We start from the raw sequence: 18890 nt of genomic DNA, 5'->3' as shown, positions 1-18890 counted from the left end.
TCAGCTCCCCTATTCAAAAACAGAAACCCCGTTAATCGTGATTCCCCTAGGGAAAACACGATTAACGGGGTCGTAGCGTGATTCCCTTAGGGAAAACACGCCAGCATACGAACAGCTCAGCAGAGCAGCGCGCTATTCCTCCCAGTAGGCGTCTGCAAGCAGCTTAAAGCAGATCTTCTTGACCGGCTGCGCGCCATCGCCCGGGAACTCGAGCGTGGGCATATGAGGCTCGCCGGCAACAAACAGCGCAAACTTGTCGTCGGCAAGATCGCCGGCGATCGAGGCGTCGGAATCGACCAGATCGTAGTCGTCCTTCTCGTCAAACTCCTGGACCAGCGTCAGGCTGCCCGTGGCGACCTTAAAGGCCTCGCGACCCTCGACGTCGATCTGCAGGTCGTGATAGCGCTGATGCGTCTCATAGTGAGCCTCGGCCTCGGGACGCGTCGTGGGAGCCATGACGTTCGCAAAGACCTTGTCGCCCAGAATCGGATGGCTGCCGACCTCGAGCTCCGCCGGGTCGTTCTCCTCGAGCCAGTCGATCAGCACGTCGAGGCCCTTAAGCATTCCGCGATACTCCTCGATATCGACCAATGCACCGTAAATCATCTAAATCCCCTCTCGGATCGTTTCTTTGGCGGCTACTCGGCAAACGCGTTACCGACGCTGTTGCCGCCCACATACGTCTCGACCAGGGTAAGGTCGGGAATGAACACGACAAAATCGGCATCGCGGCCAGGCATAATGCTGCCACATTTATCCTCGACGTGAGCAGAGCGCGCGGGCACCTCGGTCGCCATGCGAATTGCGATATCGGCGCTCGCGAGACCCCAGTCGACAATGTTCTTGACACCCTGTGCGAGCGTGAGCACCGAGCCGGCGATAGCAGAGCCATCGGCAAGCCAGCAAAGGTTGTCCTTCATAATGACATCCATGCCACCGCTGGTGTACTTGCCCTCGGGCATGCCGCCGCAACCCAGGCAGTCGGTGATCAGCACTGTGTGCTGCCAGCCCTTGGCCTGCAGCAGCGCCTTAATAGCAGCAGGGTTCACGTGTTTGCCGTCGCAAATGATCTCGGCATAGGTGTTGGGCGTGGTCATAGCGGCCCCGACGACACCGGGCTCACGGTGATGCAGACCGCGCTGGCCGTTGTAGGTATGCGTAAAGCAGCTGGCGCCAGCATTGATGGCGGCAGCACACTCATCATAGGTGGCATCAGAGTGGCCGATGCAGGTCACGACGCCCTTTGCGCTCAGAGCCGCGGCGTAAGCGGCGGCGCCGTCACGCTCGGCCGCCATAGCGCTCTTGACGATTCGACCGCCGGCGGCCTCCTGCCACTCGTCAAAAACTTTCTCGGACGGCTCGATCAGATAAGCAGGGTTCTGGGCGCCCACATGCTTCATGGTAAAGAACGGACCCTCCAGGTAGATGCCCTGAATACGAGCACCGCAGAACTCAGGTCCACGCTCCTCGTCCGCCTGTGCAATGGCAGCGCAGGCGTCCTTGATCTGCTCCACGCCGTCGGTAAAGGTCGTAGGCAGCCAGCTGGTGGTACCACGACGGGCGAGCTCGGTCGAGCTGATGTTGATACCCTCGGCATCATTATCAGTCGTGGCATGGTTATAGAAGCCATGAATGTGGGTGTCCACCATGCCCGGCGCAATCCATGTACCCGAATAATCTTTGATCTCACAAGCGGGCTCATCGGCCTGCCAAGTGCCAAAGACGCCATCTTCGACCATGAGGTAGCCGCCCAGCTGCGGCCCCGCCGGCAAAAAGAACTTGTCGGCCTTGATAGCATACGTGCTCATCTATGCTCCCGTACCCGCAGTGCGTTTTAGGGCGGATCAAAAACCACTGCATTGTTAATTCGAGCGATTGTTCGTTGCCTTCTACCGCTTGGCGCATTTTGCACCCGCCGCAAAACATACCAAGCCGTTTATACCCAATAACTCTAGACTGCGCGGTTGTGGTAGACCTTGTATTTAAACTGGTCGGCGCGCGCAACCGAACGCGTATACTCGATAACCTCGTTGTCCATGTTGTATGTGGTACGAATCAAATCCAGGACCGGTGCGCCTTCGGCAATCTCGAGCAGACGGGCGTCGGAATGGCGGGCGATACTCGCGTAGAATTCTTCCTCTGCCACGCGAACTTTCTCGTGAAAGTCCTGCTCGATCATGTCGTACAGCGATTTGTTCTCGATCATGGGGCGCTTAAGCGCAAAGAACTTGCGACTCGGCAGATATGTACACTCAATCATCAGCGGCACACAATCGGCAATACGCAGGCGCTTGATCTTGTACAGACGCTCGCCAAGACGCGCGTTCATCTCTACGGCAATATTCTTGTCAGCCTCGACCTCGGTAAACTCAAGAATCATCGTCTTGGGCACACGGCCGATCGCCTTCATCTGCTCGGTAAAGCTATAGATTTGCGAGAGGTTTGCCGTTTGCAGAGAGCGGTCGCACACCATGGTTCCACGGCCGCGCTGACGAACCACCAGGCCCAGGCGCTCAAGCTCCTGCAGGGCAAGGCGAACCGTCGTACGCGAGAGCCCGTAGCGTTCCGACAGGTCACGCTCGGACGGCAAATAGTCGCCGGGTCGAAGTTCGTGATCGATTTTATCGGTCAGCAAATCGACGAGCTGATCGTACAGAGGCTGTTTGCGCGCTCCCATTGCCATGATGATACCTGCCGGATAAATGACTCGAAATTGGTTGTAACCAGACGCCACGTACTATAGCAGTTTTAATGGAATAACAGCAGGTCAACCAGCACATTGCAATATTGTTTTCCGGTTAATTGCCCGTGTACTGTAATACCAATCGCACCGCCTCATCAAGTATCGAGGTAGCAAAAAGGGCCGCCCCCGCGGAGCGGGACGACCCTTTGCAAGACACGTACGTCTCTAAGGCTTAGAGAAGCTTCTTGAGCTCCTCGGCAACAGCCTGGACCTGCGTACCGATGATGACCTGGGTAGCACCCTTGTCCATCTTCATAACGCCCAGAGCGCCAGCCTTCTTGCAGGCAGTCTCGTCGACCAGAGCGGAATCGCCGAGCTCGAAGCGAAGGCGAGTAGCGCAGCAGTCAACGGTCTTAACGTTCTCCTTGCCACCGACGGCAGCGAGAACAGCGGCGGCCAGAGCGGCGAACTTGTCGTCGCCGGCAGCGGCGGAAGCGGAGGTTTCCTCGACATCCTCATCCTCGCGACCAGGGGTCATGAGGTTGAACTTGGTGATGGCGAAGCGGAACACGAGGTAGAAGACCAGGAAGGCAGCGATGCCCAGCGGGATGATCATCCAGGTGTTGGCAGCAGCCGGGAGGCTAGCGGAGAACAGGAGGTCGGTAGCGCCAGCAGAGAAGCAGAAGCCAGCACGGAAACCAACATAGTAGGTGATGATGGTGAAGATGCCGTACAGGGCAGCGTACACAACGTAGAGCGGGAAGCACAGGAACATGAAGCCGAACTCGAAGGGCTCGGTGACGCCACAGACGAAGGCGCAGATGGCGGCGGAGACAACCAGGCCGATAGCAGCCTTCTTGTTCTTAGCGGTCTGAACTATAGCCAGGGCAGCGCCCGGGATACCGAACATCATGCAGGGGAAGAAGCCAGACATGTACATACCGAGGCTCCACTTGACGTCGGCAGAGGTCTCGCCAGCCCAGAAGTGGGTCAGGTCGCCAAGGCCGATGGTGTCGAACCAGAACACGTTGTTCAGAGCATGGTGCAGACCAGTCGGGATGAGCAGGCGGTTGAGGAAGGCGTAGATGCCAGCGCCGATGCCGCCCATAGCAGCGATACCCTCGCCCAGAGCGACGAGCGCACCGAAGATGAGGGGCCAAGCGAAGAGCAGGACGACGGAAACGACGATGCAGATGACAGCAGTCATGATGGCGACGCAACGCTTGCCGGAGAAGAAGGCCAGCCAGTCGGGAAGACGGGTGTCCTTGAACTTGTTGTAGCAGGTGCCACCGATAATGGCGGACAGGATACCGATGAAGGAGTTACCAGCGATCTTGGAGAACGCGATGCCCTCGGTAGTGGCGAGCCAAGCGGTCTGGGCGTCGGCATCCATACCACGGATAGTGCCAACAACGGCAGGGTTCAGGAGCTGCTGAATCATCAGGAAGGCGACGAGGCCAGCGAGGCCAGCGGTGCCATCGTGATCGTCGGCAAGGCCGACAGCGGCGCCGACTGCGAACAGCCAGGCCATGTTATCGATAAGAGCGCCGCCTGCCTTGATGAGCAGGAAACCGGCGGTATAGGCAAAACCGGTAGTGTCACCGGCAGCACCCATGACTGCGGGAGCGAGCAGGTAGCCCACGCCCATAAGAATACCTGCGACGGGAAGCGCCGCGACGGGAAGCATCAGCGCTTTGCCGAGCTTCTGGAGGTACTTCATCATATGGTATCTCCTCCAACCTTTCTTTCGTTGTTCACCAACGAGTTCCATGTCCGCGCCTTGTGCATACCGGCTTCTCCGCTTGCCGGCATTGGTGCGCAAACTTAGACAACCCAGTCCCTATTTGGGATTGCTGGTATGTACGGTAGCACACACTCAATTCAAACGTCCACCACATTTCGTTCAAATTACTATTTCGTTGCCAAACGGTTATTTTTGGCCCGTAAACGGTAGTTTACGCAGTTAAACGTGCTGCGTTTCTTTCATTACCAAACTAATTCTTAGCAATTTCCATTCGTTTTCGAATCAAAATTGGTTACTACCAGATGAACAGTGGTACCACATTGTTACTACCAGTTTGGCCGAAATCGTTTTCACTTTACATGAATAAAGTCTCCAAGAATTTGTATATAACCTCTCCCCTACCACCCTCTTCCCCGCCCTTCCCTCCAACGCAAAAAGCCCCCTAGAACGATGTCCGTTCTAGGGGACTTCATCAGATATTTCGGCTTCGTACTCGAAGGCTCAGGTAATCTTTACGCAAACAGGCCGTAGATGCTGATATTGGCCTTGGCGTAGAGGCCGTTGGCGTACTCGGTCCACTTGGAGCTGGCGCTCGAAGCCTGCGAAGAGTACTGCTGGTAGGCGGTGTAATAGGCGGTCATGGCCTGCTTATAGGTAGCGCTATCGGCCGTAAAGGCATCGTCGGCAAAAGCCTTAGCGTAGGTGCTATCGGCGTCCTTCCAGGTGCCCTTCTTGCTATCCCACTCGTCACCGGCAAGGTTGATGATGTAATCGGCGTAGTCCTTGCTCGCGGTGTCCTCGTTGCCGTCAGAAGGCTCGGTCGGAGCGATCGGCATGCTTGCGGAGCTATCGCCCACCTTCTTCTTGTAGAGCTTCTGCAGCGTTGCGGACTGGCGGACGATCTGCTTGGCCTGGTCCTTGGACACGCCATACTGCGTGGCCATGGTCTTGTAGTCCGAAGTGCCGATAGAATCCTCGGCGTACTTCTTCATCTCCTTAGAAGAGACGGTGATGCCCTCGTCCTCGGCGGCGTCGAGCAGGATCTTGTTGCGCACGTAGGACAGGATAACGTCGGCAGAGGGAGCGGTGTAGTTGCCATCGCTATCCTTGACGGTATCAAGGCTGTACTGGCTCTCGATGGCCTCGCGCGCGGTGATGTCGCTCTTCTTGCCGTTGTAGCTGTAGCTTGCCACGGTCGAATCGAGCTGGTCCTCGGTGAGGGTTGCCGAGCCGACGCCCTTGCCGCCAAAACCACCGTTGCCAATAAAGAAGCCGACCACAGCAGCGATCACGATGGCGACCACAAAGGCGGCAATCATCGTCTTCTTGTGCTTGGATGCGCTGTCGTCCACGTCGGAGTCATCGTCCTCGTCCTGCTCCTCAGGCATGAGGTTCTCGTCGGCGGCATCCGCGGCAATCTGAGCCTCCAGGCGGGCGTCCTCCTCCTCGGCGGTCGTGCCGGCAGCAATGTGCTCGGCAGACGTACCTGCGACCAGATCGATCTTCTCGTCCTCGTCACCGTCGGGGCCTTCGCCGCGCTCGATGATCTGGATGCCGTCGATCTCGTCCTTCTCGTCCTTCTTTTGAATCAGACCCATATCAGTTACTCCTTGTTAAGAAACATAGTCCTCAATAGAATACGCCCGACAGAGCGCCGGGCGTATTCATTCTCAGGTTATCCGCAAACGTATAAGTACCGCTTAGGCGTTTGAACGCCGTATCCCCTTAGGCAAGATGCGCGATAACGGCATCGGCAAAGGCCTGCGTGCCCACGGCGCCCTCAATGGAGCCGGTCTGGGCACGACGCACGTCACCGGTAACCTGCTCGCCCTCGTCGAGCGTGGCAGATACGGCGGCGCGAATGCGATTGGCAGCGTCGTTCTCGCCCAGGTGATCGAGCATCATGGCCGCAGACAGAATCTCGGCCGTGGGGTTAGCGATATCCTGACCAGCGATATCGGGCGCGGAGCCATGCGTGGCCTCAAAGATGGCACAGTCGGCTCCGATATTGGAGCCGGGGGCCATGCCAAGGCCGCCTACAAGACCGGCGCACAAGTCGCTGACGATATCGCCATACAAATTGGGCAGGACCAGAACATCGAAGTCGTTGGGGTTCTGAACCAGACCCATGCAGGTGGCGTCGACGATCTTGTCGTTGAACTCGATATCGGGATAGTTGGCAGCTACCTCGCGAGCCACGCGCAGGAACAGGCCGTCAGTCGCCTTCATGATGTTGGCCTTATGCACGGCCGTCACCTTTTTGCGGCCGCAGCGGCGAGCATACTCAAAGGCGTACTCCACAATACGGCGGCTCTTGGCGATGGAGATGGGCTTGATCGAGATGGCGGAATCCGCGGCGAAGGTTTTCTGACCCGAGCGCTCGACAAGCTGTGAAAGCTCCTCGACCTCGGCAGCGCCTTCGTCGAACTCAATACCAGCGTAGAGGTCCTCGGTGTTCTCGCGCACGATAACCAGGTCGACATCGCGGAAGCGCGAGCCATCGCCCGGTTGCGACAGGCAGGGGCGCACGCAGGCGTACAGATCGAAGTACTTACGCAGGGCAACGTTGACGCTGCGGAACCCCGTACCGACCGGCGTGGTGATGGGGCCCTTGATGGCAACTTTGGTCTGGGCGACGGCATCGAGCACATGCTGGGGCAGCGGCGTGCCAAACTCGTCCATGACGCCGGCACCGGCCTCCTGGACGTTCCAATTGATCTGGACACCGGCGGCCTCGACCACGCGGCGCATGGCCTGCGTAATCTCGGGACCGATCCCGTCACCGGGAATCAGGACTACATCGTGCGCCATAATCTGTTACTCCTCGTCTTCGGCGTCGTCAGATTTTTTAACGCTAGCACGCTTCTTCTTTTTGGAGAGATCCAGGCCAAAACGTTTAACGAGCATTTCGCAAATCTCGCTCGAACGGGCCTTGAGATAGCTGCCCTTGCCGTTCTCGGCATCGAACTTAAGGCGCAGCGCAAGCTTCTCGGCGATCTCGGCATCGATCTCGCCTTTGCCAAACTCGTACAGGCAGCCGAGCATATCGCGATACTCGAGGTCACCGTGGTAGCACTGGATGGCCTCGTCCAGGATGGGCCAAGCCTCGCGCGAACGCTCGACGCTCGTGGCACCCCACACGCACAGCAGGCGGAAGGCGGCATAGCGCAGTGTGGAGGAAATCTCGTCAAACAGTGCGGTCTCGGCGCCCTCAAAGGCATCACCCAGCTGGTCGGGGCAGGTGGTGGCGAGCGCCGCCAGGGCATCGAGGGCCTCCCAGCGAGTCTGAGCCTCGGGCCGGTCGAGCGCCTCGATCAGCGCGGGCACGCAGGGCACGACGCGCTGCGGGTCGCGCTCGGCAAGCAGGTGCAGCACGCGGGCGGCAAACTGGCGGATACGGCGCGTGGGGCAGCCGAGCTCCTGGACCAAGCGGTCGACGGTGTTCTCGTTCTCCTCTGCCAGCTGAAGCTGTGCCAGCTCCTCGTCGGTGAGCTGTTCGTCTTTGTTTTCTGCCATAGTTACCTCTTCTTACTATTTCTTAGTGTGCCTGCCAGCACCCTTGCTGTCATCGGTGACCGAGATGAGCTGTCGGTCAGCCGCGCCATTGCGACGCGCGCGGCGGCGCTCCTCGGCGTCTCCTGCGTCGGCGGCGGCGCGATGAGCCTGGTTGACGTTAAAGACCTCATCGTGCTTGCGCCACGGACCAACGGACTCGCCAAAGCTCATCTTAAGGCCGGCGATAAAGCCGCCAAGCCAGCCGATCGGCGCAAACTGCACCAGCGGGAACAGCGAGAACACCCAGGTCAGCAGGACGACTGCCGCCGCTCCTGCAAAGTTGGCAATCCAGTAGTCGCGCTTGGTGATGACGCGCTTTTCGCACGCCCACTGGCCGCACAAAAAGCCAATGTAGATCGCAAAGAGAAAGAGCACTAGTGCAAGCACCACGAACGTCCAGCTCATGGGCGCTACTCCTCGTGATGGTGGCCGCAGCAGCACTCGTGGCCGTCGTCATGGCCGTGGCCGCCGCAGCACTCGTGGTCCTCGCCATGGTGGTGGCCACAACCGCACTCGTGGTCGTCGCCATGCTCGCCGCAACCACAGCCTTCCTCGTGAGCACCATGCTCCTCGGGACGATACTGCGACCAGTCCAGACCGGCGGCAATGGCGTCGGCCTCCTCCTTATAGAGGACATTGATGGCCTGGGTACCCAGCTTGGCACCACCGATGGCGTCGAGCATGTCATAGAGCGTAAAGGCCACGTCGGCGCCGGGCAGCGCAAGCTCGCGGTCGTCGGCATAGGCGAGCGCCAAGCGCAGGTCCTTGATGAAGTGCTCCACCATAAAACCGGGCTTGTAGTCGCCGTCGAGCGCCTTGGGCGCCAGGCTCTCCATGGCACCGGACTTGCCGGTGCCGCCCAGGATCATCTGACGGGTCTTCTCCATATCAAGGCCGCTCAGCTCGGCAAACGCCAGCGCATCGGCCATGCCGACCATGCAGGCGCCCAGCGACACCTGGTTGGCGAGCTTGGCAGCCTGGCCCTTGCCGGCGCCATCGAAGCAGCAGATGGTTGCCGCAAAGGTGGAAAGGATATCGCGGACCGGGGCAATGTCGTTCTCGGTAGCGCCCACGATAGCCGTAAGCGTGCCGGCGATAGCACCCGACTCGCCGCCGGTGACGGGGCAGTCAAACGCCATGCGGCCGGAAACCTGGGCGGCCTCGGCAATGTCGCGCGCCAGCTCGGGCGAGCTCGTGGTGAGGTCGATTAGGACCGCACCGGGCTTAGTGCACGCGAGCAGACCGTCGCCCGCCAGGTAGAGCTCCTCGACCTCGGAGGGATAGCCCACCATGGTAAAGACGACGTCGGCGTTCGCCGCGGCATCTGCCGGCGTATCGGCCCAGACGGCACCGCGCTCAACAAGCGCTGCAGCCTTGGACTTGGTGCGGTTGTTGACCGTGACGGGATAGCCAGCGTCCAGAATGTGGCCGGCGATAGGGGCACCCATGATTCCGGTGCCGATAAATGCGACAGAGAGCTTGTTTGCCATGAAACCTTTCCTTTTGGATTGGGTGTTATTACCAGGTTGAATACTCGTTGCCAGCGTTTGGGCTGTGAGTCGAGGGCGATTACGGACGCAGCGCTTGTCTACTGGCCGCGCACGCGGCGGGCGATGCGGTCGGAAAGCGACGCCTTGTCGGTGCGGTTCTTGCCCCAAAACGCGCAGGCCACCATGCCGGGGCCCACGTGCGAGCCGATGGTGGGGCCCACGGAGCTGCGAATGATCGTGACGTCGGCGCAGCCCTCCTCCTTGCGGATGGCGGCTTCGAGCCAGTCACCGTCCTTTTCGGCATCGGCCGTCATGATGGCGATGGGCATGGTGCGATCGGGCACGTAGTTCTCGCGGAACGACTTGAGGATGGACTTGAGCGCCTTCTTGCGGCCGCGGTTGACGCCGATCAGCGACAGCGAGCCGGCAAGGTCGTAGGAGAGCTCGGGCTTGACGTCGAGCTTTGCCGTGAGCTGCGCCGCCGCGGGCGGAATGCGGCCGCCGGCAGCCAGCGCATCGAAGCTCTCGAGCGTAAAGTAGCCGTGCACGTAGGTCTTGGCCTCGTTTGCCCAATCGACCAGCTGCTTGGCAGTCAGTCCCGCCGAACGCTGGCGCACGGCCTCAAGCGCCAGGAGCTCGCCGGTCGCGCAGGGCAGAGCGTTGTCGACCACGTAGAGCTCAAAGTTGGGATACTCGGCGCGCACGGCATCTGCCGCCTGGCACGCGGAGTTGTAGCTCGACGACAGCGCCGAGGTAAAGCACAGGTAAACCGTGGGCGTGCCCTCTTTGGCGCACTCGGTAAAGAACTCGATATAGCGACCGAGCGACACAGCCGAGGTGGACACGCGGGCACCGGCGCGCATGCGGTCGTAGAACTCCTTAGGGCTCATGCTCGACCAGATGTCGTCCGTGCGCTCCTCGCCATCGATAATGAAAGGGAAGCCCAAGATATCGACATCGAGGTTCGCGGCGACCTCGGGGTTAAAGTCGCAGCAGGTATCGACGACGATACGGCAACGGTCCGAATGACCGGCGGATGCGGCCTTGTCCATCAAAGCGACTCCTTACGTAAAAAAGGCGGCCACCCGCATGGGATGGCCGCCAACCGTTAACTCATGCAAGTTAACGTATTTTACTCGTCAAGTGTTTCGATGCGGGGCTTGATGATGCCATATCCACCATTCTTACGGTGATACACCACATTGATGAGGCCAGTCGTCGCGTTCTCGAACACGTAGAAGTCGTGGCCGAGCAGATCGGTCTGCACCAGCGCCTGCTCCTCAGTCATCGGGGTGACATCGATGACCTTCTCGCGGACGAGCAGGTCGTCGTCCTCCTCGGGCAGCAGCAGGTCGGCCAGATCCTCGACGCGCTCGACCGGTGCGACATCAGCGGCGCTGGCACCGCCCTGGCGGTTGTCCACAACCTTGGTCTTGAACTTGCGCAGCTGGCGGGTGACCTTATCGGCGGAGAGATCGATGGCGGCATACATATCTGCGCCGTGCTCGGCGACGCGAATCACAGAGCCGCGGGCACGAACCGTGACCTCGACGATTGCCGGGTTGGGGTTCGAGGGGTTCTTCTCATAACGAAGCACGACGTCGACTGTCATGGGCTCGATATCGAAAACCTTGAGCGCCTCGCCGATCTTCTCGTCCACATGCGCACGCAGAGCATCGGTTACCGTCGTCTTGCGTCCAGAAACCTTGATATCCATACGTGGCTCCAATCTGCCTCGGGGACTTACTGTACTGGCTATGTACCCATTGCCGTGCATTTAATCAGCCGAATTCCCAAAGGCCCGAATAACGACTGCTTGATACCGCATACCGAAGTCTCGCACTTTTCCGCGGCAAAGTGCGCTATATGAGGGCGTCGGCGGAGTTGGTTTTTCTCCTGGAAATTGCCCTTGAGCTGCTGGTTTTATCAAAATTGAAAAGCCGGGCTCCCCTATGGGGGAGACCCGGCCATGCGTGTTGAAACCGTGAAGAAGCGCCTTGTTCAATGTATGGCAGGCGCCACCCCTACCAATAACTAGCTATTGAGCTTGTTGATGTCATCGTCGGTGATGGCGCCCTCCTGACTAGACGACGGGCTGTCGCCGTTGTTATCGGAGGTGTCGCCATCGGAGGACTCGGTCTCGTTGGACGTGGATTCGGATGCCTGCACATTGGCCCCCGAAACAGTCTTGGCGGTAAGGTCATAGGGCATTTGGCCGTACCAGACGCAGTGGACCGCCTCGAGCGTGCCGTCGACCGTGATGTCGTCGAGGGCATCGCCCACGGCACGGCACAGCTCATCGTTAGAGCTAAGGCCTGCGACGCCAAGCGTAGAGGGCGTCTCGAGCGTGCCGACACAGGAGATCTGGCTCATCAGGCGCGCGAGGTAACCACCGGCCGTGGAATCACAGACCACGTAATCGACCTCGCCCGACTCGAGTGCCTCGAAGCACTCGTTGATGTTGGAGAAGGTCTTTTGGTTGGCCGTGATGCCCTGCTTGGCGAGCGCTTCCTGCGAGGCCGAGAAGGTCTGAACGCCCAGGGTAGCGGTGTTAAGGGTTTCGGTGGAAACGCTCGGCGACTCGCCGTCACTGCTCTTGCCGAATACGGCGGGGGCGTCGTACAGACAGGTGCCAAGCGAGCTGATATCGCCGTCCGTAGAGCTGACGTCGCCAATGAAGATATCGGCCTTTTTATCGCTGAGCGCGGAATCGGCCGAGGACGCATCGACAAAAGCGACCTTGAGACCCATGCGGCATGCGAGGGCACGAGCGGCATCGACCGCATAGCCCGTGAGGTTTCCGTCGGCATCCTGCATGGCTTGCGGGGCATCGGAAGTATCGAGGGCGACCGTCAGGGTTCCCGGCGTGACCAGGGCATCGTCCGATACCGTGGGGGTAACGGTCTCGCGCTCGATCTGGTCGATCGTGGGCGTCGTGAACGTGGACAGGGGATTGAACGCACATCCACTCAGGCTCAAAACGGCAATGACCGCCGCGGTCCCAGCACCCAACCGAGCTGCATGCATCAAGCTGCCCCTCACCATGTCCGCTACCCTGCCTTCTGTGTCGTATACGATCCGTGCCCTGCACGGAATATCGGGTTGTTCCCACCAGCTGACCTGGTATTTGACCCCACACTTGCGCACCGGGGCGTTTGCTCGGGAGGCCGCAGCCACCCTCACGACTGGCCCGCTCGCCCGCGAGGCGGTATTGCCCCAAAGAAAGTAGAACGGACGGTGCGGCTTACATCTAGGACGCGCCATGATCGCGCCGCGCGCACGCGGTCGCTTACGTGGATCCCTTTGACCGCGTCTGTCTTGGACTTGGATGGGCGCATTGCCCGTCCGCAACCACAGCCTGGCGGGAACGTAGCGCATTATAGCTAAGTTCAAGCTAAAGTTTAAGGTTAGGTCGTCATTCGCACCGCGAGTACAGATTTCGCAGGTCGAGGCGGGCAGCACACGGCGCTCTTCATCGGGATGGAAGTCCCTCCATCTGATGTGACCCATATGCCGGCGCTCGGCGCGCATCATGCGTAGCGCCGAGGCGCCGGTCAGGATCACAGAGGCTGCCAGTTGCTCGCCTGCCGGCTCGAGGCGCCGCGCAATCTTCACTGCCACAAAACCACCCCTACCAAACGCGTGCGATAGCGAGGCCATCGACGGCTTTGGCGCCGGCGCGCTTAAGCTCCGCCGAGGCCGCTGCCATTGTTGCGCCCGTGGTAATGACATCGTCGATGAGCAGCAGACGACAGCCACGTACATCCTCGACCGTCTCGTACATGTCCCGGGCATGTTCCCGGCGCTCGACGCGACCGAGTTCGCGCTGGTCGCCATGACCGTATTTGACCAAGGCGTCCACCAATGGCACGCCCGAAAGATCGCAAAACGAGCGCGCGATTGCTTCCATGTGATCAAATCCACGCCGCCGATACGCCGCCGCAGTCGCGGGCACAAATACCACCGCGTCGGCACCGGACAGCACGCCGCCGTAACGGTCGGGGGCTGCTACCTGGGCATGCAGGGCGGTGTCGTAGAGCAGCTCTGCCAGATACGGTGCCAGACGGCGCTCGCCCGCATCCTTGTATGCCTTGATGATGCGCGGCAACGGATGTGCATAGACAGCGCACGCCAGGCAGCGATCGAGGGCCTTAGCCACCGCCGAAGACGCACCCTCGACCGAGCACTCGGTACACAGCAGGTCTCCAAACGGAGCGCCGCACCTCGTGCAGCTGTGGCGCGGATCGACAAGCGTGAGCGACGCCAGGCACTCCTGACAAATAAGCGCACCGGCACGCTCGCAACCGGCGCATCGCGTGGGCGAAAGAACCTCGAGTGCCTCATGCGCCGCGCGCTCGGCAAACGGTAGCAATTCATCCGCAAACGGCAAGATGCCGGCACTCCGTAAGCGGCTCAAACCATTCAGACAGTTATTTATGACAAAACCCTCCCTACGCTTGGGCGAAGGGAGGGTTGTCGATTCAGTGCCATGATACCCCGTTGCACTTGGGGTCAGACAAGTCGAATCCGCTTGCGGGCGCTATTCGCCGGCAGGCGGTTGCGGTGCGGACGAGGTGTGGGTCGAGCCTTCGCCACCATCCTGGCGCGGTTTGCGGGAACGGCGACGGCGGCGGCGCTTCTGACTCTGGTCGGCCGAGCCCTCGCCACTGCGATCCTCACGCGGTTCGCGCTCGTCGCGAGCACCGCCGCGCGAAGCCTTGGCGGCAGCTCCTCCGCCATCGCCGGGGCGACGGCGCGTGACCTTGACTTCACCATCCGAAACCTGATCGGCCACAGAAGGAACCGAGGGTTTCTGCTGCGTGCCCGAGGAATGGCGACGGCGCGGACGCGGCGCGCGCTCCTCCTCGCCACGTGGCCTGCCAGCCTTGTCGGCAGGCGCGTCGGAGGCCGAGACGCCCTTGGGAGCGGCACCGGCCTCGCGAGCGGCTGCGGCGCGGAAGGCGTCCTCGCGCTCCTCGCTCGACAGGTGGCGGCGACGACGGCGCGTGGGGTTCATGCCGCCGCCGCGGTTTTGCTGCTGGGGCTGCTGAGCCTCGCGCTCGCGAGAGGCGTTCTTGCCCGCGGTCTCGCCGTTGTCGACGGACGCCGCGCGCTTGCGGCGACGACGGCCGCCGGCCGCCTCCTCGGCCTCGGAAGCCTCGGCCTTGCCGCGGCCCTTTCCGCGGCCACGACCCTCGCCCTGGCCCTGACCGGCACAAGCATCGGATTCGGCATCGCGACGACGGCGCTTGGGCATCGACGTGCCGGCCAGACGGTCGGCACTCGACAGGCCATCGCCCACGTCGACGCCGTTCTCGCGATCGAGCTCCATGAGCGCCAGGCGCATCTCGGGCGACTCGATGCGCTCGAGCACATCGTGCGTCACGCAGTCGGGGCGGCAGCTGCAGCCCTGCTCGGCGGCCTTCTTTTTGCAGCCCTCCGAGCACGTCATATCGGCCAAGTTGACCTTAAAGACTTTACCGTTCTCCAGGCGCAGCACCAGCTGCTCACGCGGCGTGTCATATTCCTGGATACGCGCCTTGCCGAGCGGCGTATCGATGAGCGTCTTCTTTTTGGGCGCGCGGCTCTTAAAGTCCTTGTACGCCTCGAACTCATAGCGCAGGCAGCACATCAGGCGGCCGCACACGCCGCTGATCTTAGACGAATTGAGCGGCAGGTCCTGCTCTTTTGCCATGCGAATCGAGACGGGCTCAAACTGTCCGCCAAAGCGCGTGCAGCAGAGCTCCTGTCCGCATTGGGCATAGCCGCCCACCAAGCGGGTCTCGTCGCGCACGCCAATCTGGCGCATGTCAACGCGAATGTGCAGCGTCGAGGACAGGTCCTTGACGAGCTGACGAAAATCGACGCGCTCCTCGGCCGCAAAGTAGAACACGGCTTTCTCGCCGCCAAACAGGTATTCGACACCCACCGGCTTCATCTCGAGGTCGAGATCTTTGACCAGACGGCGGAAATCGACCATGGCCTCATCGCCCTGGATGGCCAGGTCGTCGGCAAGCTGCAGGTCGATATCGCTCGCCACACGCAGCACGGGCTTGAGCGGCTGACCGATCTCGTCTTGCGGCACCTCGAAGGGATCGGCCGTGACCAGGCCGATCTCGGTTCCGCGCTCGGTGGAGCAAATGGCATAATCGGCCTCGAGGATATCCAGATCCTGCGGGTCAAACCACAGGTCGCGCGAGGCGTAGGTAAACTTAACGGGTACGACTAACGGCATTTCAGTGCCTTCCTGATATCGAACAGCATGACCTCGATGGCCAGCTGGGGAGTAACGTTTCTGGCAATGTTGCGCTCGGCGGTCGCGACCGCCTCGAGCGCCCGGGTGGCACCCGCAACATTCGTCGCGGCGGCAAGCCGCCCGATCGTGTCGCGCACGTCCTCGTTCACAATGTCTGCCGCCTCATCCTGAAGCGTCAGCAGCACGTCGCGCATGAGCGTCCGCGCGCTCGCCAGCGCTTCCATGATACCCGAACGCTCGCGCGCGTTGAGTTCGCGCTTGTTGCGGTCCTCAAGCTGCTTCAATGCTCCACGCGACAGATAATCGGCGTTTTGCTCGAGCACCTTTTCCTGCGTGGACTTGACCTCGGCAAGCGGAGCCTTAACGGCGACGATGAGCGACTTGGCGCGGCTGAGTACATCGGCCTCGTCGGCGGCGATGAGCGAATCGATGGCGCGGATCATCTGGCGGCGAGCATCCTGGCGCTCGGCGCTCTTAAGGAACTCGATGCCGCGCGTGGGGCTCCCCGCCACGGCGACCGCCATGCGACAGCGTGCGAGATCCTGGCCCGTCGCGCGGCTCACGGCCTTCGTGGCCACGGCGGGCGACACCAGCCGAAACGGCACGCACTGGCAGCGGCTCACGATGGTGGGCAACATCACGTCTGTCGAGGTGCCCAGCAAGATAAACATAACGCCCTCGGGCGGCTCCTCGAGCGTCTTGAGCAGTGCGTTGGCGGTGTTGGCGCGCAGCTGCTCGGCACGGTCGATGATGTAGACCTTGGCCTTGGCACGGATGGGCGCCAGCGGCACGTCGTCGAGCAGCTCGCGGGTCTGGGCGATGAGGTAGCCCGTGGCGCTCTCGGGCGTGTAATAGTGCACGTCGGGGTGCGTATGGCGGGCGACACGCACACAGCTATCGCATGAGCCGCAGCCGTCCTGCTCGCACAGGAAGGCTTGGGCGAGCGCCCAGGCGGCATCGAGCTTGCCGGCACCGGGAGCGCCCAAAAACAGGTAGGCGTGCGATGCGCGGCCGCTGGCGACGGCGTTGGTCAAAAAATCGCGTACGCGCTCTTGGGTGTCGAGCTTGGCCAGCAGGCTTGTCTGAGCGGGGGCCATGTTACTCGGCCTCCTGGGCAAGCGTGGCGGTGACGGCGTCCTGGGAAATGTCGAGACCGTACGCGCGAACCTGCTCGACCGTCTGCGCGAAGACGTCCTCGATGGAAGCGGTGGCGTCGATGAGCTTCACGCGATCTGGTTCCTCGGCGGCAATGGCACTAAATCCCTGGTAAACGCGCTCCTGGAACGCCATGCCCTTGGCCTCCATGCGGTCGACCGCACCACGGGCGGACATGCGCAGCGCCGCCTGCTCGGGCGTGATGTGATAGACGAGCGTGAGCGCCGGGTGCGTCCCCGCGACAGCAAGGTTGTTGGCGTCGCGTACCATCTGGCGATCGAGACCGTCGGCAAACGCCTGGTAGCAGGTCGTGGAATCATAGAAGCGGTCACACAGGACCACCTTGCCGGCCGCAATGGCGGGAGCTATGACCTCGTGCACCAGCTGGGCGCGTGCGGCCTCGTAGAGCAGCAGCTCGCAGGTATCCCCCATCGCCGTATTGGCGGGGTCGAGCAGCAGGGCACGGATCTTTTCACTAATGGCGGTACCACCCGGCTCACGCAGGGTCACGACCTGGTAGCCAGCGAGCTCGAGCGCACGGGCCAGCAGGCGCGCCTGCGTGGACTTACCGGCACCATCGACGCCCTCGAGCGTGATAAAGCTATGTTGAGCGGGCTCAAAAGCCATGGGCGCAGTCCCTTCCTACAAGGCGCGTAAATGCAGATATATCAACCAAATCATGATACCCCAGGGGCAGGCGCACCCCAAATCCAACCTAGTCATTGGGGACGTTCTTAATTGACTGGTCGTTTAAGAACGTCCCCAATGACTAAAGGTGCCTTTCCAAAGTTGCGGTGAAATAGGGACTGACTGAAGCTCTAAGACCGCCAAACAGCCCCTATTTCACCGCAACTTATGATGGGGAATTTTGGACGCTGGGTATAATCGTCGTATTGAAATGTGGCGAAAGGAGTGGCAATGTCTCGGTATTGCGCCTCGTGCGGCAAGCTTCTTGCAGATGATGCCAAGTTCTGCACCTCGTGCGGTGCGCCCGTTGAGCAAACAGCCGCGAGCGATAGCCAGACCGCTTTTGAGCAGACCGGGCCCCTTGATACGCCGCAAGCTAAGCCGGACGATCCCCTCGCTTATCGCCCCGACCCCGCCGCAAGCCCCGCGGCCGTCGAGACCACGCAGTGCATACCCGTTGCGAGCGGCTCGTCCCAACAGCAGCCGGCTCCCGCATACGCGCCTGCTTCGCCACAGACCCCCGCTCCCAAAAAGAGCGGCACCGGGGCGCTTGTCGCCGTTATCGTTGCGCTGGTGGCAATCATCATCGCCCTGGTCATCTTCTTTGTGATCAAACCGTTCGACAACTCCGCCACGCAGACGACTGCCGAGGTTACCAAGCTGCACCACGATGTTGACGATGATGACCTCAAGCCCCTCGGCGACCCCAATAGCCTTTACGACGATGACGATGACGACGAGGCTGGCGGCGAAGCAACCCTCTCCGAGCAGAACCTCTACCGTCGCCTGAGCGAATACTACGACCTGCTCGAGGACCTCGATAGCCAGGTCCGCGCCTGCGCGCAGGACTTCAATGGTAGCTATCTGGAAGAAGATCGCACCACCCGCCAAAATCTCGCCGACGTCGCCGAGCGCACGGAGGAGACCATCGAGCAGTATTACGATATCGTCGAGGACCTGGACGTCCCCATGAGCTCCAAGAACTACCACTCCTGGAAAGACATCATTGCCCTGTATGACGACCTTGATCACCGCATCGACGCGATCTGCGATGCCTGGGAGATCAGTCTAAAGTACGCAAAGCCCTCGGACCATAAGGACGAAATCGTGGCGCCGCTGGCACGCGACAACGAGCCGGGAACCAGCAGCAACAAGTATCGCTTGGACTTTGAGGACCGCTATCCCAGCGCCAAACCCGTCGAGGTGAACTAGCGTTTTGTCGTTCCCGAGCTGGCAGTTAGGGACGTTCTCAAACTGCCGACAGAAAAGGAACGTCCCTAACTGCCGAACAAAAAAGGGCGAGGATCATGGGACCCTCGC

The 18890-nt window shown here is 60.9% G+C and carries 17 protein-coding genes; 1 reads left to right on the top strand and 16 read right to left on the bottom strand.

Annotated features, from left to right (window positions below):
• Nucleotides 1-132: 132 nt before the first annotated feature.
• The 16 genes from ACTQVX_RS08415 to tmk all read right to left on the bottom strand — a co-directional run bounded on the left by ACTQVX_RS08415 (nt 133) and on the right by tmk (nt 17510).
• Nucleotides 133-606: a YhcH/YjgK/YiaL family protein gene (locus ACTQVX_RS08415; RefSeq protein WP_441031300.1), complete on the bottom strand. Its 474-nt coding sequence runs from the start codon at nt 604-606 to the stop codon at nt 133-135.
• Nucleotides 607-638: 32 nt separating this feature from the next.
• On the bottom strand, nt 639-1808 hold the full coding sequence (gene nagA, locus ACTQVX_RS08410; RefSeq protein ID WP_441031302.1) for an N-acetylglucosamine-6-phosphate deacetylase: 1170 nt from the start codon (nt 1806-1808) through the stop codon (nt 639-641).
• Nucleotides 1809-1951: 143 nt separating this feature from the next.
• A complete protein-coding gene (locus ACTQVX_RS08405) occupies nt 1952-2683 on the bottom strand; it encodes a GntR family transcriptional regulator (protein WP_441031304.1) in 732 nt (243 codons plus the stop codon).
• Between the two features lie 232 nt (nt 2684-2915).
• Nucleotides 2916-4406, bottom strand: coding sequence for a PTS transporter subunit EIIC (locus tag ACTQVX_RS08400; RefSeq protein ID WP_441031306.1), 1491 nt, complete (start codon nt 4404-4406; stop codon nt 2916-2918).
• Nucleotides 4407-4939: 533 nt separating this feature from the next.
• A complete protein-coding gene (locus tag ACTQVX_RS08395; RefSeq protein WP_427728600.1) occupies nt 4940-6025 on the bottom strand; it encodes a hypothetical protein in 1086 nt (361 codons plus the stop codon).
• 127 nt (nt 6026-6152) lie between these two features.
• Nucleotides 6153-7238, bottom strand: coding sequence for an isocitrate/isopropylmalate dehydrogenase family protein (locus tag ACTQVX_RS08390; RefSeq protein ID WP_427728602.1), 1086 nt, complete (start codon nt 7236-7238; stop codon nt 6153-6155).
• 6 nt (nt 7239-7244) lie between these two features.
• Nucleotides 7245-7943, bottom strand: coding sequence for a hypothetical protein (locus tag ACTQVX_RS08385; protein WP_427718960.1), 699 nt, complete (start codon nt 7941-7943; stop codon nt 7245-7247).
• A 15-nt stretch (nt 7944-7958) separates the two neighbouring features.
• Complete coding sequence (locus tag ACTQVX_RS08380; RefSeq protein WP_441031309.1) at nt 7959-8387, bottom strand: hypothetical protein; 429 nt, start codon at nt 8385-8387, stop codon at nt 7959-7961.
• A 5-nt stretch (nt 8388-8392) separates the two neighbouring features.
• Complete coding sequence (locus ACTQVX_RS08375; protein WP_427718955.1) at nt 8393-9472, bottom strand: NAD(P)-binding domain-containing protein; 1080 nt, start codon at nt 9470-9472, stop codon at nt 8393-8395.
• A 98-nt stretch (nt 9473-9570) separates the two neighbouring features.
• On the bottom strand, nt 9571-10524 hold the full coding sequence (locus tag ACTQVX_RS08370) for a DegV family protein (protein WP_427718953.1): 954 nt from the start codon (nt 10522-10524) through the stop codon (nt 9571-9573).
• Nucleotides 10525-10604: 80 nt separating this feature from the next.
• Nucleotides 10605-11189 carry a ribosome hibernation-promoting factor, HPF/YfiA family gene (gene hpf, locus ACTQVX_RS08365; protein ID WP_055285508.1) on the bottom strand — a complete coding sequence of 195 codons (585 nt, stop codon included), beginning with the start codon at nt 11187-11189 and terminating at the stop codon, nt 10605-10607.
• A gap of 317 nt (nt 11190-11506) precedes the next feature.
• Nucleotides 11507-12499: a substrate-binding periplasmic protein gene (locus ACTQVX_RS08360; protein WP_441031414.1), complete on the bottom strand. Its 993-nt coding sequence runs from the start codon at nt 12497-12499 to the stop codon at nt 11507-11509.
• 604 nt (nt 12500-13103) lie between these two features.
• Nucleotides 13104-13862: a ComF family protein gene (locus ACTQVX_RS08355; RefSeq protein ID WP_441031312.1), complete on the bottom strand. Its 759-nt coding sequence runs from the start codon at nt 13860-13862 to the stop codon at nt 13104-13106.
• 150 nt (nt 13863-14012) lie between these two features.
• Nucleotides 14013-15707, bottom strand: coding sequence for a PSP1 domain-containing protein (locus ACTQVX_RS08350; protein WP_441560848.1), 1695 nt, complete (start codon nt 15705-15707; stop codon nt 14013-14015).
• Nucleotides 15698-16825, bottom strand: a complete 1128-nt coding sequence (locus tag ACTQVX_RS08345; RefSeq protein ID WP_441031316.1) for a DNA polymerase III subunit — start codon at nt 16823-16825, stop codon at nt 15698-15700. The genes ACTQVX_RS08350 and ACTQVX_RS08345 overlap by 10 nt, the downstream gene beginning before the upstream one ends.
• A 1-nt stretch (nt 16826) precedes the next feature.
• A complete protein-coding gene (gene tmk / locus ACTQVX_RS08340; RefSeq protein WP_441031318.1) occupies nt 16827-17510 on the bottom strand; it encodes a dTMP kinase in 684 nt (227 codons plus the stop codon).
• A 291-nt stretch (nt 17511-17801) separates the two neighbouring features.
• Between tmk and ACTQVX_RS08335 the strand changes: the two genes are divergently transcribed.
• A complete protein-coding gene (locus ACTQVX_RS08335; protein WP_441031320.1) occupies nt 17802-18782 on the top strand; it encodes a zinc-ribbon domain-containing protein in 981 nt (326 codons plus the stop codon).
• The last annotated feature ends 108 nt before the right edge of the window (nt 18783-18890 follow it).

The sequence above is a fragment of the Collinsella sp. LCP19S3_A6 genome (assembly GCF_052122015.1).
Lineage (GTDB): Bacteria > Actinomycetota > Coriobacteriia > Coriobacteriales > Coriobacteriaceae > Collinsella.
Note: the sequence above shows the minus strand (reverse complement) of the source record. Positions and strands in the feature narration are given on the sequence as shown.

Bases quoted from the DNA above. Each gene is read 5' to 3' on its own strand.
- ACTQVX_RS08415 (WP_441031300.1), bottom strand. From the start codon at position 606: ATGATTTACGGTGCATTGGTCGATATCGAGGAGTATCGCGGAATGCTT.
- ACTQVX_RS08335 (WP_441031320.1), top strand. From the start codon at position 17,802: ATGTCTCGGTATTGCGCCTCGTGCGGCAAGCTTCTTGCAGATGATGCC.
- hpf (WP_055285508.1), bottom strand. From the start codon at position 11,189: ATGGATATCAAGGTTTCTGGACGCAAGACGACGGTAACCGATGCTCTG.
- ACTQVX_RS08400 (WP_441031306.1), bottom strand. From the start codon at position 4,406: ATGATGAAGTACCTCCAGAAGCTCGGCAAAGCGCTGATGCTTCCCGTC.
- ACTQVX_RS08370 (WP_427718953.1), bottom strand. From the start codon at position 10,524: ATGGACAAGGCCGCATCCGCCGGTCATTCGGACCGTTGCCGTATCGTC.
- nagA (WP_441031302.1), bottom strand. From the start codon at position 1,808: ATGAGCACGTATGCTATCAAGGCCGACAAGTTCTTTTTGCCGGCGGGG.
- ACTQVX_RS08350 (WP_441560848.1), bottom strand. From the start codon at position 15,707: ATGCCGTTAGTCGTACCCGTTAAGTTTACCTACGCCTCGCGCGACCTG.
- ACTQVX_RS08385 (WP_427718960.1), bottom strand. From the start codon at position 7,943: ATGGCAGAAAACAAAGACGAACAGCTCACCGACGAGGAGCTGGCACAG.
- ACTQVX_RS08380 (WP_441031309.1), bottom strand. From the start codon at position 8,387: ATGAGCTGGACGTTCGTGGTGCTTGCACTAGTGCTCTTTCTCTTTGCG.
- ACTQVX_RS08360 (WP_441031414.1), bottom strand. From the start codon at position 12,499: ATGCATGCAGCTCGGTTGGGTGCTGGGACCGCGGCGGTCATTGCCGTT.
- ACTQVX_RS08395 (WP_427728600.1), bottom strand. From the start codon at position 6,025: ATGGGTCTGATTCAAAAGAAGGACGAGAAGGACGAGATCGACGGCATC.
- ACTQVX_RS08345 (WP_441031316.1), bottom strand. From the start codon at position 16,825: ATGGCCCCCGCTCAGACAAGCCTGCTGGCCAAGCTCGACACCCAAGAG.
- ACTQVX_RS08375 (WP_427718955.1), bottom strand. From the start codon at position 9,472: ATGGCAAACAAGCTCTCTGTCGCATTTATCGGCACCGGAATCATGGGT.
- tmk (WP_441031318.1), bottom strand. From the start codon at position 17,510: ATGGCTTTTGAGCCCGCTCAACATAGCTTTATCACGCTCGAGGGCGTC.
- ACTQVX_RS08405 (WP_441031304.1), bottom strand. From the start codon at position 2,683: ATGGCAATGGGAGCGCGCAAACAGCCTCTGTACGATCAGCTCGTCGAT.
- ACTQVX_RS08390 (WP_427728602.1), bottom strand. From the start codon at position 7,238: ATGGCGCACGATGTAGTCCTGATTCCCGGTGACGGGATCGGTCCCGAG.